Origin of the sequence: Streptomyces sp. NRRL F-5122, assembly GCF_001507435.1 — a bacterium.
Lineage (GTDB): Bacteria > Actinomycetota > Actinomycetes > Streptomycetales > Streptomycetaceae > Streptomyces > Streptomyces lannensis.
The window spans coordinates 39,176-54,057 of sequence record NZ_LMWH01000183.1 but is presented as its reverse complement, the minus strand read 5'-3'; the positions used below and the strand labels follow the sequence as shown (position 1 = coordinate 54,057).

At 72.2% G+C, this 14,882-nt stretch carries 11 protein-coding genes; 10 read left to right on the top strand and 1 reads right to left on the bottom strand.

Annotated features, from left to right (window positions below):
• Positions 1–45 precede the first annotated feature (45 nt).
• The 10 genes from ADL25_RS18980 to ADL25_RS18935 all read left to right on the top strand — a co-directional run bounded on the left by ADL25_RS18980 (position 46) and on the right by ADL25_RS18935 (position 13,647).
• A complete protein-coding gene (locus tag ADL25_RS18980; protein ID WP_059128954.1) occupies positions 46–2,325 on the top strand; it encodes a putative bifunctional diguanylate cyclase/phosphodiesterase in 2,280 nt (759 codons plus the stop codon).
• Positions 2,326–2,454: 129 nt separating this feature from the next.
• Positions 2,455–2,751 (top strand): Asp-tRNA(Asn)/Glu-tRNA(Gln) amidotransferase subunit GatC, encoded by a 297-nt coding sequence (gene gatC / locus ADL25_RS18975; protein WP_004925108.1) that lies wholly within the window; start codon positions 2,455–2,457, stop codon positions 2,749–2,751.
• Between the two features lie 6 nt (positions 2,752–2,757).
• Positions 2,758–4,260, top strand: coding sequence for an Asp-tRNA(Asn)/Glu-tRNA(Gln) amidotransferase subunit GatA (gene gatA, locus ADL25_RS18970; protein ID WP_059128953.1), 1,503 nt, complete (start codon positions 2,758–2,760; stop codon positions 4,258–4,260).
• Complete coding sequence (locus ADL25_RS18965) at positions 4,257–4,499, top strand: hypothetical protein (RefSeq protein WP_059128952.1); 243 nt, start codon at positions 4,257–4,259, stop codon at positions 4,497–4,499. The genes gatA and ADL25_RS18965 overlap by 4 nt, the downstream gene beginning before the upstream one ends.
• A 15-nt stretch (positions 4,500–4,514) precedes the next feature.
• Positions 4,515–6,029 (top strand): Asp-tRNA(Asn)/Glu-tRNA(Gln) amidotransferase subunit GatB, encoded by a 1,515-nt coding sequence (gene gatB / locus ADL25_RS18960; RefSeq protein ID WP_059128951.1) that lies wholly within the window; start codon positions 4,515–4,517, stop codon positions 6,027–6,029.
• A 270-nt stretch (positions 6,030–6,299) separates the two neighbouring features.
• Positions 6,300–8,540 (top strand): MMPL family transporter, encoded by a 2,241-nt coding sequence (locus tag ADL25_RS18955; protein ID WP_059128950.1) that lies wholly within the window; start codon positions 6,300–6,302, stop codon positions 8,538–8,540.
• Complete coding sequence (locus ADL25_RS18950; RefSeq protein ID WP_059128949.1) at positions 8,518–9,093, top strand: GNAT family N-acetyltransferase; 576 nt, start codon at positions 8,518–8,520, stop codon at positions 9,091–9,093. Before ADL25_RS18955 ends, ADL25_RS18950 begins: the two co-directional genes overlap by 23 nt.
• A 35-nt stretch (positions 9,094–9,128) precedes the next feature.
• Positions 9,129–9,728, top strand: a complete 600-nt coding sequence (locus ADL25_RS18945) for a hypothetical protein (protein WP_059128948.1) — start codon at positions 9,129–9,131, stop codon at positions 9,726–9,728.
• A gap of 197 nt (positions 9,729–9,925) precedes the next feature.
• Positions 9,926–10,114, top strand: coding sequence for a hypothetical protein (locus tag ADL25_RS18940; protein ID WP_059128947.1), 189 nt, complete (start codon positions 9,926–9,928; stop codon positions 10,112–10,114).
• Positions 10,115–10,575: 461 nt separating this feature from the next.
• Entirely contained in the window at positions 10,576–13,647 is a 3,072-nt protein-coding gene (locus ADL25_RS18935) for a helix-turn-helix transcriptional regulator (RefSeq protein ID WP_059129003.1), read from the top strand.
• Positions 13,648–13,661: 14 nt separating this feature from the next.
• On the opposite strand, the gene ADL25_RS18930 is transcribed toward ADL25_RS18935, so the two are convergent.
• Positions 13,662–14,828 carry a PQQ-dependent sugar dehydrogenase gene (locus ADL25_RS18930; RefSeq protein ID WP_059128946.1) on the bottom strand — a complete coding sequence of 389 codons (1,167 nt, stop codon included), beginning with the start codon at positions 14,826–14,828 and terminating at the stop codon, positions 13,662–13,664.
• Between the last annotated feature and the right edge of the window lie 54 nt (positions 14,829–14,882).

Genomic DNA, 14,882 nt, shown 5'->3' with positions numbered 1-14,882 from the left:
TCGGACCGCGTGGCGTGGGCACCGCCGGCTGTGAGAGGGACGGGAATGGAACCGACCGAGAGCGCCGCTCCGGACTCACGGCTGCCCCTGTGCCGGATAGCCGGCACCTGGCGGGTCGGCCGCCGGACAGCGAGGCCGTCGGGGCGCGCGGGTACGCACCCGTCGAGCGCCGTGCCGGGGCTTCTCCCCGGCGCGGGGCTGGGGCCGGGGGCCCCCAGCGGACGGGTACCGCCGATCGCGGCGCACGTGGTGGGACTGCACGGACTGCACGACCAGGACGGCGAGCAGCACAGGTCCCGGCCCGGGCTGCCCGTCGTGATCATCGCCGCCGCCGGCCTCGTCCTCGGGGCCGGCTTCTATCACGCGTTCGACGGACACCACGCGCTCTTCCCCGCCGGTACGGTCGGCTGGTCGCTCGCCGTGCTCACCGGCCTCATCGTGGGCCACCTGGTGGCGCTCGGACGCGCCCACTGGTGGGGAGGCACCGGCTCCGGCGCCGCCCTGACGCTCGCCGTCCTGCTGCTGTACGGCTGGGTACCCGCCGGGCTGGTGAGCCTCACGGTGGTCGTGCTGGTCGGCATCGCCCGGCCGGGCCGTTGGCTCCTGGGCATCCAGCAGGGCGCGGTCGACATCCTCGGCCTGGGCGCCGGAGCACTCGTTCTGGCCCTCTTCGGCAGCGTGCCGACCGTCGAGACGCCCTGGGACCCGCAGAACTGGACCGCCTACGCCCTGCCCGAGGTCCTCCTCGTCGCCACCGCGTACCTGGCGGTGACCCGGCTGCTGCTCTGGTACCTGCACGCGCCGCACACCGACGAGCTGCCCGCCTTCGCCCGTCCGGCGCTGGTCCGCCAGGGCCTCGTGGCCGTCGCGCTGCTCGGCATCGCGCCGCTCATCTGCGTGGTGGCCGTGGCGCTTCCGATGCTGCTGCCGCTGTTCGCCATACCGCTCGTGGCGCTGGACTCCACCCTGTGGATAGCCCGTGTCCGCGCGGAGGAGCAGTTGCGCGATCCTCTGACCGGGCTGCCGAACCGGCAGTGGCTGCTGGCGCGCACCTGGACCGCGCTCGACGACGCCGAGCGTCTCGGGGCCCGCGCCGCGCTGATGCTGATAGACCTCGACCGCTTCCGGTCGGTGAACGACACACTGGGGCATCTCGCCGGCGACCGGCTGCTTCTGCAGATTGCGGAGCGGCTGCGGCTGGCACTGCCGCGCGGGGCGGAGGCCGCTCGGCTCGGCGGAGACGAGTTCGCCGTGTTACTGCCCGTCGCGGACTCCACCACGTCGGCATCGCGGGCGGCCCGCAATCTGGTCGCGGCCCTCAGCTCGCCGCTCGATCTCGACGGGCTCACGCTCGTCCTGGAGGCCAGCGCCGGGGTCGCCGTCTTCCCCGACCACGCGCTCGACGCGGAGGGCCTGCTGCGCCGTGCCGACGTGGCGATGTACCAGGCGAAGCGGGACCGCACCGGCGTGGAGGTGTACGAGTCCAAGCGGGACTCGAACACCCCGGACCGGCTCGGGCTGCTCGGAGATCTGCGGCGTGCACTGGACGCGCACGAGGTGCAGCTGCACTACCAGCCGAAGGTGCGCTTCGACGGGCATGTCGCCGGGCTCGAGGCGCTGGTGCGGTGGGTGCATCCCGAGCGGGGCAGGGTGCCCCCGGACGAGTTCATCGCGATCGCGGAGTCGTCGGGGCTGATGCCCCATCTGACGGAGTACGTGCTGGAGACGGCTCTCGGGCAGGTGGCACGGTGGCGTGCGCAGGGGCTCAAGGTCCCGGTCGCCGTCAACGTCTCGCCGCGGGACGTCCACAGCCCCGGTTTCGCCGGCGCGGTCGCCGCCCGGCTGGCGCGGCACGGGGTGCCCGCGGGGGCGCTGCAGCTGGAGATAACGGAACACGTGCTCCTCGAGGACCCGCAGCGGGCCGCGGACACCCTGGCCGCGCTGGCCGGGCACGGGGTGAAGATGTCGCTGGACGACTTCGGCACCGGCTACTCGTCGCTGGTGCATCTGCGGCGGCTGCCCGTCAGCGAGCTGAAGATCGACCGCTCGTTCGTGGCACGGCTGGCGGTGGACGCCGAGGACGCCGAGATCGTGCGCTGCACGGTCGACCTCGCCCACTCGCTGGGTCTCCTCGTCATCGCCGAGGGCGTCGAGGACGACGAGACGTGGGAGCGGCTGCGTGACCTGGGGTGCGACGCGGTCCAGGGCTGGCTGGTCGCCGCCGCGATGCCGGCGGAGGAGACCACGGCATGGCTGCTGGCGCGCGGCGCGCGGGGCTGGCGGCGGCCCCGCGCGGCCCTCCCCGCGGCGACGGGTGACGAGTAGCCGGTCCCGCCCCGGGCGGAACCGGACCCTCGGCACGGCGGGCCGCGGGCAAACCCAGGCGCGGGCACTGGGACCGGCGCCATAGGATTGGGCCCAAACCACACACTCTCACCCCCAGAGGATCGCTGCATGCCTGGCATCACGCGCGAGGAGGTCGCCCACCTCGCCCGGCTGGCGCGTCTGGAGCTGAAGCCCGAAGAGCTCGACCACTTCGCAGGCCAGCTCGACGACATCATCGGCGCGGTCGCCCGCGTCAGCGAGGTCGCCGACCAAGACGTACCGCCGACCTCTCACCCGCTGCCGCTGACGAATGTCATGCGCCCGGACGAGGTCCGTCCGTCGCTCACCCCCGAGCAGGCGCTGTCCGGCGCCCCGGCCCAGGAGCAGCAGCGTTTCAAGGTGCCGCAGATCCTGGGGGAGGAGTAGACCGTCATGACGGACAAGAACAGCATCATCCGGCTCACCGCCGCCGAGACCGCCGAGAAGGTGGCCTCCGGCGAGCTGACCGCCGTCGAGGTCGCCGAGGCCCACCTCGCCCGGATCGAGGCCGTCGACGAGAAGGTGCACGCCTTCCTGCACGTGGACCGCGAGGGCGCGCTGGCGCAGGCCCGTGCCGTCGACGAGAAGCGGGCGCGGGGCGAGAAGCTCGGCCCGCTCGCGGGTGTGCCGCTCGCGCTCAAGGACATCTTCACCACCAAGGGCGTGCCCACGACCGTCGGGTCCAAGATCCTCGAGGGCTGGATCCCGCCGTACGACGCGACCGTCACCAGGAAGCTGAAGGACGCCGACGTCGTCATCCTCGGCAAGACCAACATGGACGAGTTCGCCATGGGGTCGTCGACGGAGAACAGCGCCTACGGCCCGACCGGCAACCCCTGGGACCTCACCCGCATCCCCGGCGGCTCCGGCGGCGGTTCCAGCGCCGCGCTCGCCTCCTTCCAGGCCCCCCTGGCCATCGGCACGGACACCGGCGGTTCCATCCGCCAGCCGGCCTCCGTCACCGGCACGGTCGGCGTCAAGCCGACGTACGGCGGGGTCTCCCGCTACGGGATGGTCGCCTTCAGCAGCAGCCTCGACCAGGGCGGACCCTGCGCCCGTACGGTCCTGGACGCCGCCCTTCTGCACGAGGTCATCGGCGGACACGACCCGCTCGACTCCACCTCCATCGACGCCCCGGTGCCGCCGGTCGTCGAGGCCGCGCGCAACGGCACCGTCCGGGGCATGCGCGTCGGTGTCGTCAAGCAGTTCCGCGGCGAGGGCTACCAGGCCGGTGTCATCCAGCGCTTCGACGAGTCCGTCGCCCTGCTCAAGGAGCTGGGCGCCGAGATCGTCGAGCTGGACTGCCCGTCCTTCGACCTGGCGCTGGCCGCGTACTACCTGATCGCACCGAGCGAGTGCTCCAGCAACCTGGCGCGCTTCGACGGTCTGCGCTACGGGCTGCGCGTCGGCGACGACGGCACGCGCTCCGCGGAGGAGGTCACCTCCATCACCCGCGCGGAGGGCTTCGGCGCCGAGGTCAAGCGCCGGGTCATGCTCGGCACGTACGCCCTGAGCTCCGGCTACTACGACGCGTACTACGGGTCCGCGCAGAAGGTCCGTACGCTCATCACCCGGGACTTCGAGAAGGCCTTCGAACAGGTCGACGTGATCGTGTCGCCGACGACCCCGACGACCGCCTTCCCGATCGGCGAGCGCGCCGACGACCCGATGGCGATGTACCTGGCCGACCTGTGCACCATCCCGGTCAACCTGGCGGGCAACGCCGCCATGTCGCTGCCCTGCGGTCTCGCGCCGGAGGACAACCTCCCGGTGGGCCTGCAGATCATCGCCCCGGCGACGAAGGACGAACGCCTCTACAAGGTCGGCGCCGCCGTCGAGGCCGCCTTCGTGGAAAAGTGGGGGCACCCGCTTCTCGAGGAGGCTCCGTCGCTGTGAGTACGGCACTGTCCAAGGCCAAGGGCTTCAAGAAGTCCAAGTCCGGTATGTACCTGTCCATGGCCACCACCGCGTTCGGCGCGTTCGGTGTCGCGAAGCAGGCCAAGAAGGCCCGCCTCGAGCACGACACGCTGCGCCTGATCGACGCGGCCGTGTCCGCCGCCGCCATCGTCACCGGCCTCGCGATCCTCTACCGCGAGCTGAAGCGGCTGGGCGACGACGACGTCCTGCTGGGCTGAGAGGGAAGTTTCACCGTGACCACCATGACCGACCTGGTGTCGTACGAGGACGCACTGGCCTCGTACGACCCCGTCATGGGCCTCGAGGTCCATGTCGAACTCGGCACCAAGACCAAGATGTTCTGCGGCTGCTCCACGGCGCTCGGCGCCGAGCCGAACTCGCAGACCTGCCCCACCTGTCTCGGCATGCCCGGCGCGCTCCCCGTCGTGAACACGATCGGCGTGGAGTCCGCGATCCGGATCGGTCTCGCGCTGAACTGCGAGATCGCCGAGTGGTGCCGCTTCGCCCGGAAGAACTACTTCTATCCGGACATGCCGAAGAACTTCCAGACCTCCCAGTACGACGAGCCGATCGCCTTCAACGGCTACCTCGACGTGCAGCTGGAGGACGGCGAGACCTTCCGCGTCGAGATCGAGCGCGCCCACATGGAGGAGGACACCGGCAAGTCGACGCACGTCGGCGGTGCCACCGGCCGCATCCACGGCGCCGACCACTCCCTGCTGGACTACAACCGCGCCGGTATCCCGCTGATCGAGATCGTCACCAAGCCGATCGTCGGAGCGGGCGAGCGTGCGCCCGAGGTGGCGAAGGCGTACGTCCGCGAGCTGCGCGAGCTCATCCGGGCCCTCGGTGTCTCCGAGGCCCGGATGGAGATGGGCCAGATGCGCTGCGACGTGAACCTGTCGCTGATGCCGAAGGGCTCCGAGAAGTTCGGCACCCGCTCCGAGACGAAGAACGTCAACTCGCTGCGTTCCGTCGAGCGCGCCGCCCGCTTCGAGGTCCAGCGGCACGCCGCGGTGCTCGACGGCGGCGGCAAGGTGATCCAGGAGACCCGCCACTTCCACGAGGACACCGGCACGACGACCTCGGGCCGCACCAAGGAGGAGGCCGAGGACTACCGGTACTTCCCCGAGCCGGACCTGGTGCCCGTCGCGCCCCCGCGCGAGTGGGTGGAGGAGCTGCGCGGGACGCTGCCGGAGCTGCCTCTCGTGCGCCGCACCCGGCTGCTCGAGGAGTGGGGCGTCTCCGCCACGGAGATGCAGGCGATCCTCAACGCCGGTGCGCTCGACTCGATCGTCGCCACCATCGAGGCGGGCGCCGACGCGGCCTCCGCCCGCAAGTGGTGGATGGGCGAGCTCGCCCGGCATGCGAACGAGGCCGGCACGACGTTGGAGGAGCTGTCGATCTCGCCGGAGCAGGTCGCCCGAGTCTCCGAGCTGGTGGCCTCCGGTGATCTGAACGACAAGCTCGCCCGCCAGGTCATCGAGGGTGTGCTCGCGGGCGAGGGCACGCCGGACGAGGTCGTCGACAAGCGCGGGCTGAAGGTCGTCTCCGACGAGGGCGCCCTGACCTCCGCGGTCGAGGAGGCCATCGCGGGCAACCCGGCGATCGCGGACAAGATCCGCGGTGGCAAGGTCGCGGCGGCCGGTGCCCTGGTCGGCGCCGTCATGAAGGCCACCCGCGGCCAGGCCGACGCCGCGCGCGTCAAGGAGCTGATCCTGGCGAAGCTGGGCGTCGGCGAGGGCTGAGACCAGCCGCAGAAGCGCCCACAGGGGCGGTCCATCTCTGAGATGGGCCGCCCCTGTGTCGCTTACCGAAACCTTATATAGCAAGGAAACCGCGCAGATTGTTCCCCTGAATCGTTTGCCGTCTTGTGACGAAGCCCACGAAAGCGACAAACGATCTCCCACGGCTGCCAGAGTGATGGGGATTGCTCATTCGTTCTTTCCGGGCTGTTCAGTTCATCGACGACTGTTCCCGGACAAAGATCCATGAATCACTCCCAGGGAGCACGTCCGTTGGCAGACCTCGCACGCTGGTGTGTACGCCACCGTCTCGTCACCGTTGTGCTCTGGCTGGTCGCCCTCGCCGGTGTCACCACGGCGTCCACCGTCGCGGGCACCGCGTACTCGAGTGACTACGGCATCCCCGGCACCGAGTCCCATCGAGCCGCCGGGCTGCTCGAGCGGGGCTTCCCCGGTCTCGGCGGCGACAGCGACACCGTCGTCTGGCAGACCGGTGCCGAGGGTGTGCGTGCCGCCGACGTCGAGCAGACGATGACCCGCACCCTGGACCACATCGCGGACCTTCACGGCGTCGCCGCCGTCACCAGTCCCTACAAGGACGGCCACAGCGACCAGATCAGCCGGGACGGCCGCATGGCGTACGCCACCATCACCTTCGAGCGGTCGGCCGAGGACATCGGCAAGGGCGAGGCCAAGGCCGTGGTCGACGCGGCAGAGTCCGCCGAGACCGACGGCCTCAAGGTCGAGCTGGGCGGCAGCGCCGTCGGGGCGACCGAGGCCAAGGGCGGGCATCTCGCCGAGATCGTCGGCGTGGCCGTCGCCGCCCTGGTGCTCTTCCTCGCCTTCGGATCACCGGCCGCCTCCCTGCTGCCCATCGCCACCGCCCTGACCGGGGTCGGCACCGCGTACGCGGGCATCGGACTGCTCGGGCACGCGATGACCGTCGCCGACTTCGCGCCCATGCTCGGCATGCTGATCGGGCTCGGCGTCGGCATCGACTACGCACTGTTCATCGTGACCAGGCACCGGCGCAGCCTGAAGCGCGGTGTCCCGGCGGACGAGGCCGCGGCGGGCGCCGTCGCCACCACCGGGCGGGCCGTGGTCTTCGCGGGTGCGACCGTGTGCATCGCGCTCCTCGGCATGCTGATCCTGCGCCTCGGGTTCCTCAACGGCGTCGCGATCGCCGCCAGCCTGACCGTCCTGCTCACCGTCGCCGCCTCCGTGACCCTGCTGCCCGCGCTGCTGTCCTTCATCGGCCCGCGCGCCCTCAGCAGGCGTGAGCGGCGCAGGCTGCAGGAGCACGGGCCGGGGCCCGAGGTGCCGACCGGGCTCTCCGCCCGCTGGTCCGCGTTCGTCGAACGCCACCCGAAGAAGCTCGGCGTCGTCGCCCTGGCCGTGATGGCCCTGCTCGCGCTGCCCACGCTCTCCCTCCACCTCGGCACCTCCGACCAGGGCAACGACCCCAAGGCTTCGACCACCCGGCAGGCCTACGACCTCATGGCGGAGGGCTTCGGGCCCGGCGTCAACGGCCCGCTCACCCTGGTCACGCAGGTGCGAGGCGCCGAGGACAAGCTCGCGCTCGACAATCTGGACAGCGCCCTCGAGGCCACCCCGGGTGTCGCCTCGGTGACCCCGGCGACGTACAACAGCGGCGGCGACACGGCCTACCTCACCGTCGTACCGGACTCCGCCCCGCAGTCGCAGCAGACCAGTGAACTGGTGAAACGGCTGCGCTCCGAGGTGCTGCCGCGCGCCGAGCAGGGCACGGACCTCGACGTGCACGTCGGCGGCATCACGGCCGTCTACGACGACTTCGCGAATGTGATCGTCGGAAAGCTACCTCTGTTCGTGGGTGTGGTGATCGGCCTCGGCTGTGTGCTGCTCCTGCTCGCCTTCCGGTCCCTCGCCATCCCGCTGAAGGCCGCCGTGATGAACGTGGCCGCCGTCGCCGCCGCGTTCGGCGTGGTCGTCGCGATCTTCCAGTGGGGCTGGGGGAGCGAACTGCTCGGACTCGGCCGGGCCGGGCCGATCGAGCCCTTCCTCCCCGTGATCATGGTCTCGGTGCTCTTCGGGCTCTCCATGGACTACCAGGTGTTCCTGGTCAGCCGCATGTACGAGGAGTGGCTGGAGACGGGCGACAACCGGCGCGCGGTGCGGGTGGGTCTCGCCGAGACCGGCCGGGTGATCAACTCCGCGGCCGTCATCATGATCTCCGTCTTCCTGGCCTTCGTGCTCAGCGGCGACCGTGTGATCGCCATGTTCGGCATCGGGCTCGCCTCGGCCGTCGCCCTCGACGCCTTCGTACTGCGCACCCTTCTCGTCCCCGCCCTGATGCATCTGCTCGGCGGCGCCAACTGGTGGCTGCCGACCTGGCTCGACCGCAGGCTGCCGCGCCTGTGCATCGAGCCGGCTGAGTGCCGTGCGACGATTCCGGAGCAGCGCGCCGGCGAGGCCGTGCCGGCGGGCGCGGGGGCGAAGGAGCAGCACGAGGATGTACGAGATATCCCTGGGTGACGACAGGGCCGAACTGCGTCCGCTGGAACCGTGGCACGCCGAGGAGTTCCTGGCGCACCTGGACCGCGGGCGGGACTTCGTCACCGAGCACATCCCGTTCGGGGCGGGCGCCACGGACGTGGCCTCCGCCAGGGAGATCCTGCAGTCGTACGCGGACAAGCGTGCCGCCGACGGGGGAAGCCTGCACGGGCTGTGGCTGGAGGGGAAGCTGGTCGGGGGCGTGCTCTTCCGCGTCTTCGACGCGGCGGGCGGCACCTGCGAGGTCGGCTGCTGGCTGGAGCCCGACGGGACCGGGAGGGGTCTGGTGACACGCGCGATGCGGGTGCTCATCGACTGGGCGATTGACGAGCGCGGCATCCAGCGTGTGGAGTGGTACGCGTCGTCCGCCAACATTCCGAGCATCAATGTGGCGCGGCGGCTGGGCATGAGTCGTGACGGCGTGCTGCGGCAGAGGTTCCTCTACCGCGGAGTACGCCAGGACACCGAGGTGTGGTCGGTGCTCGCGCCCGAGTGGCGGGCGGCACGCGCGCAAGACGCCCGCGACGATCATTAAGAGACCTCTCAGACAGCGTCCGTACGGTGCGAGGCATGGGAACCAAGACAGTTGACGAGGCCGGGATCGAGACCGGCGCCGAGACGACGAACGACGAGGACAAGGTGAACGCCACCGAGGCCGGGGAAACCGCCGGCGACACGGGCGAGAAGCCCGCGAACGAGGTCGTGTCCGAGGAGACGGCCCCCGAGGAGACCGCGCCCGAGGAACTCGCGCCCGAGGAGGCCGCCTCCGAGGGGCAGTCGGGGGTGGGACAGGGCGCCGGAGCGGTGGTGTCCGCAGGCCTCGGCGTCGTCTCGCTGACCGGTAGCTGGATGGGCACCGTGGCCGCCGCCCGCGAGACGCTCGTGGGCCAGCTGCAGACCTCGTCCTCGGCGAGCGTCGCCAAGCAGATCCAGGCGGTGTACGGCGACGCCTGGCAGGCCACCGCGCTGTGGGGCGGCGTGTTCGCACTGGCCGCGCTGCTCGTGGGTGTCGTGGTCCTCGCCCGCCCGGCGTTCGGCGCGCCGGGCCGGCCGCAGGCGCCGTGGATCAAGTCGGCCGCCTGGGCGGGTGTGGCCCTGGGCGTCGTCGGCCTGCTCCTGGCCGTCCTCAAGTACACCGACGTCCTGCTCGGACTGCCGTCCGCCGGCTGAGCCGGGACGGACCGGAGGGGTCCTAGGGCCTGCGTCGCATCCTTACGCAGGCCCTGCGACCCCCTTCGCGTCTCTAAGGCCCCCGCGCACCGCGGAAGATGCGGAACCCTCCCGATGTGGCGGACCCCCCTGGGGGACGAGGGTTGAGGCCTCGCAAAGAGCGAGGTCGCCCATTGATCCGTCCTGGGGGAAGAACCGTGTTCGAGTACGAACTGCACCGCATCCGCACCGCCGAGCTCATCCGCGAGGCGGAGCGCCATCGGCTCAGCCGGGAAGCAACGCGCGGGCGCCGCGTCGCCCGCAGGGCCGCCCGGGAATCAGAAGGGGAGGGCCGGGATCACGGCCACGACCGGCATCGGTCCCGCCGTGCGCCCCGCACCGCGTGAACGCGCGGCGGGAGGGCGGCGACCTGCGCGCCGCGCTCCCCGCGGACGGCCGCACGGGGGACGGCCGTCCGTATCCGGAGAAGCCCGCGAGGACCCGGGCGGCCGGCCCGGGCCGAGCCCCGGCGGCGAGCGGGTCGACCGCCCGGGCGCCACGGCAGGGGCCGCACCCGGCCGCGACCGGCTCCGCGGCGGCGGTTCCCGAGGGACACACAGCGATGCCGAAGCCGGCCGACGGCGATGCCGCGTCCACCGCGGTCCGGGTGCCGGATGCGCTGACGGCCCGTACCCGGGCCGGCCTGAACGCCGAACCGAGGAAATCGTCCGCGGTGCGGGTACCGCCGCTCGCCCCCGCCCCGGATCCGCAGACGCGGGGCAACGCTTCACGCCTTCCGGCGCCGCGGTCCCCCGTGCCCGATGGGCAGGCGGCGATATTCGGTGCCGCACTGTCGGACGCGCGTGTCATCCTCGGGAGCGTGGAGACCAGGTCCGTGAGCCCCGTGTTCGTCGGTCGCGTCGATGAGTTGACGGCGTTGCAGGACGCCCTCGTCCGCGCCGGCGGCTCCGGGGCGCCCGATGACGGCGGCGAGCCGCAGGCGCTGCTCGTCGGTGGCGAGGCCGGCGTCGGGAAGACGCGGCTGATCGAGGAGTTCGCAGCCGCGGCGACGCGCGCGGGCGCCGTCGTCGCGCTCGGCGGCTGCGTCGAGATCGGCGCCGACGGGCTGCCCTTCGCCCCGTTCTCCACCGCCTTGCGGGCACTGCGCCGGCAGCTTCCCCGGGAGCTCGCCGCGGCCGCCGCCGGGCAGGAGGAGGAACTGGCCCGGCTGCTGCCGGAGTTGGGTGAGGCACGGCGCGGCCCGCGGGACGACGAGGAGGGCATGGCCCGTCTCTTCGAGCTCACCGCCCGGCTGCTCGAGCGGGTCGCCGCCCGCCGCACCGTCGTCCTCGCCCTTGAGGACCTGCACTGGGCCGATGCCTCCACCCGCCATCTGCTCGCCTATCTTCTCCGCACCCTGCGCAGCGGTCGCCTGGTCGTCGTCGCCAGCTACCGCTCCGACGACATCCACCGCCGGCACCCCCTGCGCCCCCTCCTCGCCGAACTCGACCGTCTCCGCACGGTCCGCCGCATCGAGCTCGGCCGGTTCAGCCGGGCGGAGGTGGAGCGCCAGATCGCCGGCATACTGGCCGCCGAACCCGACCCCGCCCAGGTCGACGACATCTTCGCCCGGTCCGACGGCAACGCCTTCTTCGTCGAGGAGTTGGCGGTGGCCTGCTGCGAGGGCTGCTGCTGCGGCACGGGCCTGACCGACTCCCTGCGCGACCTCCTCCTCGTCCGCGTCGAAAAGCTGCCGGACTCCGCGCAACGGGTCGCCCGGATCGTCGCCGAGGGAGGCTCCACGGTGGAGTACCCCCTCCTCGCGGCCGTGGCCCGGCTCGCGGAGGACGATCTCATCGAGGCCCTGCGTGCCGCCGTGGGCGCCAACATCCTTCTCGCCACGCCCGACGGAGACGGCTACCGCTTCCGCCACTCGCTGGTGCGCGAGGCGGTCAGCGACGATCTGCTCCCCGGCGAGCGCTCCCGCCTCAACCGGCGTTACGCCGAGGCGCTGGAGGCCGACCCCGCACTCGTCCCGGCCGACCAGCGCGCCCCCCGGCTGGCCAGCTACTGGTACCACGCCCACGACGCGGCCAAGGCCCTGCCCGTGGTCCTCGACGCCGCCGTCGAGGCCCGCCGCCGGCACGCGCATGCCGAGCAACTGCGGCTGCTGGAGCGGGCGATGGAGCTGTGGGAGGTCGCCCCCGCCGACGTACGGGCAGCGCTGCGCCCGCTTGACCACGCCGAGGCGTATCCGGCCTGCGGCTGCGATCCGGCGACCACCCCTCTGCGCTATCTCGATCTGATGGCCGAGGCGGCCGTCGCGGGCCGGCTCAGCGGAGAGCGCGAGCGGGCTCTGAAGATCACCAGGCGGGCTCTGCGCCTCCTCGAGGAGGACGAGGACCCGCTGCGCGCCGCCTGGTTCTGGGTGCAGCGCTCCCGGCTGGTGCAGCACACGGCCCGCGGCGACGGCTGGAAGGAACTCACCACCGCTCAGGGGCTGGTGCGCGGACTGCCTCCGTCGGAGGTGCACGCCGAGGTGCTCGCCGCGGTCGCCGGCTGGTCGATGGAGCACGTGCCCGGCCCCGAGGCGCTGTCGGCCGCCGAGCGCGCCGTGGAGTACGCACGGATGGTGGGCGCCCGCGACATCGAGCTCAACGCCCGTCTCACCCTGGGCGGCCTCCTCGTCGAGGCGGGCGACATCGAGGCCGGGCTCGTGGAGATGTACGAGGTCAAGGAGCAGGCGGCGGCCCTCGGCAACACCTATGTGGCGGGACGCCTCCATGTGAACCTGCCGTCCTACCTGGAGAGCATCGGCCGGTCCAAGGAAGCGGTCGAGGTGCTCCGCGAGGGCCTGGACCTGACCCGGACGCTGGGTCTGACGGACTCCGAGGCCTGGGTGTGGGGCAATCTGGGGGAGTCCCTCACCTCCCTCGGCCGCTGGGACGAGGCCGCCGAGGCCGCGACGGCCTCCGAGCGCGTCGGCCAGAGCGCCAAGCCCCGCGGCTTCCGCGCCACGCTCCACACGATGCTCGCGCTGGCCCGCGGCGACCTGCCCGAGGCGGAGCGCCAACTGGCCGCAGCCCGTCGGCACTTCGGCACCCATGGCACGATGGCGCAGCACGAACTGCCGTTGGTGCGGGCCGCCATCGGGATCGCCGCCGCCCAGGGCCGCCTCGACGACGCCCGCGCCGCCCTCGACGGCGCCCTGGCGACGGGTTTCCCCCCGGGCACCCATCGCTACGCGTGGCCGCTCCTGCTCGCCTCGGCCACCGCAGAGGCCGACTCCCTGGGCCTGCCCGCGGCCGAGCCGGGCCGGGCCGGGGTCCTGGAGCGGATCCGTGACACCGCCAAGAAGCTCACCACGAACGTCCCGGTGTGGCAGGCGTACGAACGCTGGGTCCGCACCGAGTTGCTGCGCGCCCAGGGCTGCGGTGCGCCGCGCGACTGGTGGGAGGTCGCGACCGCCTTCGAGGCCCTGGACCGCCCGTACGACCTGGCCCGTGTCCGTCTGCGTCTCGCGGAGTCGCTGCTGGCCTCGGGCAGCGGCGAGGACGAGCGTGAGCGCGCCGCGGAGCTGTTGCGGCTGGCCGCCGCGGTGGCCGACCACCTGGGCGCCCGGCCGCTCGCGGAGTCGGTGGCGCTGCTCGGACGCCGTGCCCGGCTCACCCCGGCGTCCGCGGCGCGGCCCGCGGTGGTGGACCCCGCCGAGTCGCTGGGGCTCACCAATCGGGAGCGGGACGTGCTCCGCCTGGTCGCCGTCGGGCGCAGCAACCGCCAGATAGCCGAGGAGCTGTTCATCTCCCCGAAGACCGCCAGCGTCCACGTCTCGAACATCCTGGCCAAGCTCGGCGTCTCGGGCCGCGGAGAGGCCGCCGCGCTGGCGCACCGGCTGCGGCTGTTCCCGGCGGAGCCCGGAGACCGACTGACGGCGGGATGACCCGAGGCGCCGCTCTACGACACCTCGACCTCCAGGATCCGGTCGTCGGTCCCGGACGGGTTGCCACGGCCGTCCGTGTTGCTCGTGGTGAGCCAGAGCTTGTTGCCGCCGGCCGGGACCACCGTGCGGAGACGGCCGTAGGTGCCCTTCAGGAACGTCTGCGGCGGCGCGGACGACTGCGTGCCCTTGAGCGGGATGCGCCACAGCCGTTCCCCGCGCAGGCCCGCCATCCAGATGGAACCCTCCGCATAGGCGATGCCACTGGGGGACGCCTCGTCGGTGCGCCACTGGGCGATCGGGCCGTGGAACCGGGGATCGGTGGACTTTCCCTCGGCGATCGGCCAGCCGTAGTCGTCGCCGGGCTTGATCGCGTTCAGCTCGTCCCAGGTGTCCTGCCCGAACTCCGAGGCGAACAGCCGCTGTTTGTCGTCCCAGGCGAGCCCCTGGACGTTGCGGTGGCCGTAGGAGTAGACGACCGAGTCCCCGAAGGGGTTACCGGGCGCGGGTTCGCCCTCGGGGGTCATGCGCAGGATCTTGCCGCCGAGGGAGTCGCGGTCCTGGGACAGCCCCCGGTTGCCCGACTCGCCGGTTCCGGCGTAGAGCATCCCGTCCGGGCCGAACGCGATCCGGCCGCCGTTGTGGATCGTTCCCTTCGGGATGCCCTTGAAGACGGTGTCCGGCGCCCCGAGCTGCTCACCGGAGGGCTTCTTCGTGTCGTACAGCATGCGCACGATGCGGTTGTCCGAGTCCGTGGTGAGGTACGCGTAGACCAGGTGGTCCGAGGCGTGGTCGGGGGAGAGGGCGATGCCGAGCAGTCCGCCCTCGCCTGCCGCGGAGACACCGGGCACCGAGCCCAGGAGCGTCTTCTTGCCGGTCCTGTCGTCGATCCGTGTGATGGTGCCGTCGTCGCGGTCGGCGAGCAGCAGTCCGCCGCCGGGCAGCGGTGCGAGGCCCCAGGGCGTCTTGAGGTCCGCCGCGACGGTGCGCACCACCCGGACCGATCCGGTCGCAGGCGGGGTGTGCTCGCCCGTCTCCCGGGAGCCGGAGGGCCCCGGTGCCGTACTGCTCGAGGAGACGCTCCCACCGCCCGGCGTGTCACCGCCGCCGGAGGAGCAGCCCGCCGCCAGCAGCAGCGCGGACGCGGCCAACGCGGTTGTCACAGCTCGACGTTGCACGATCACGGTCCCTTCGACGCGGTGCCCTCTTCCTTTCCTACACCGCTCGGGCCCCGGACG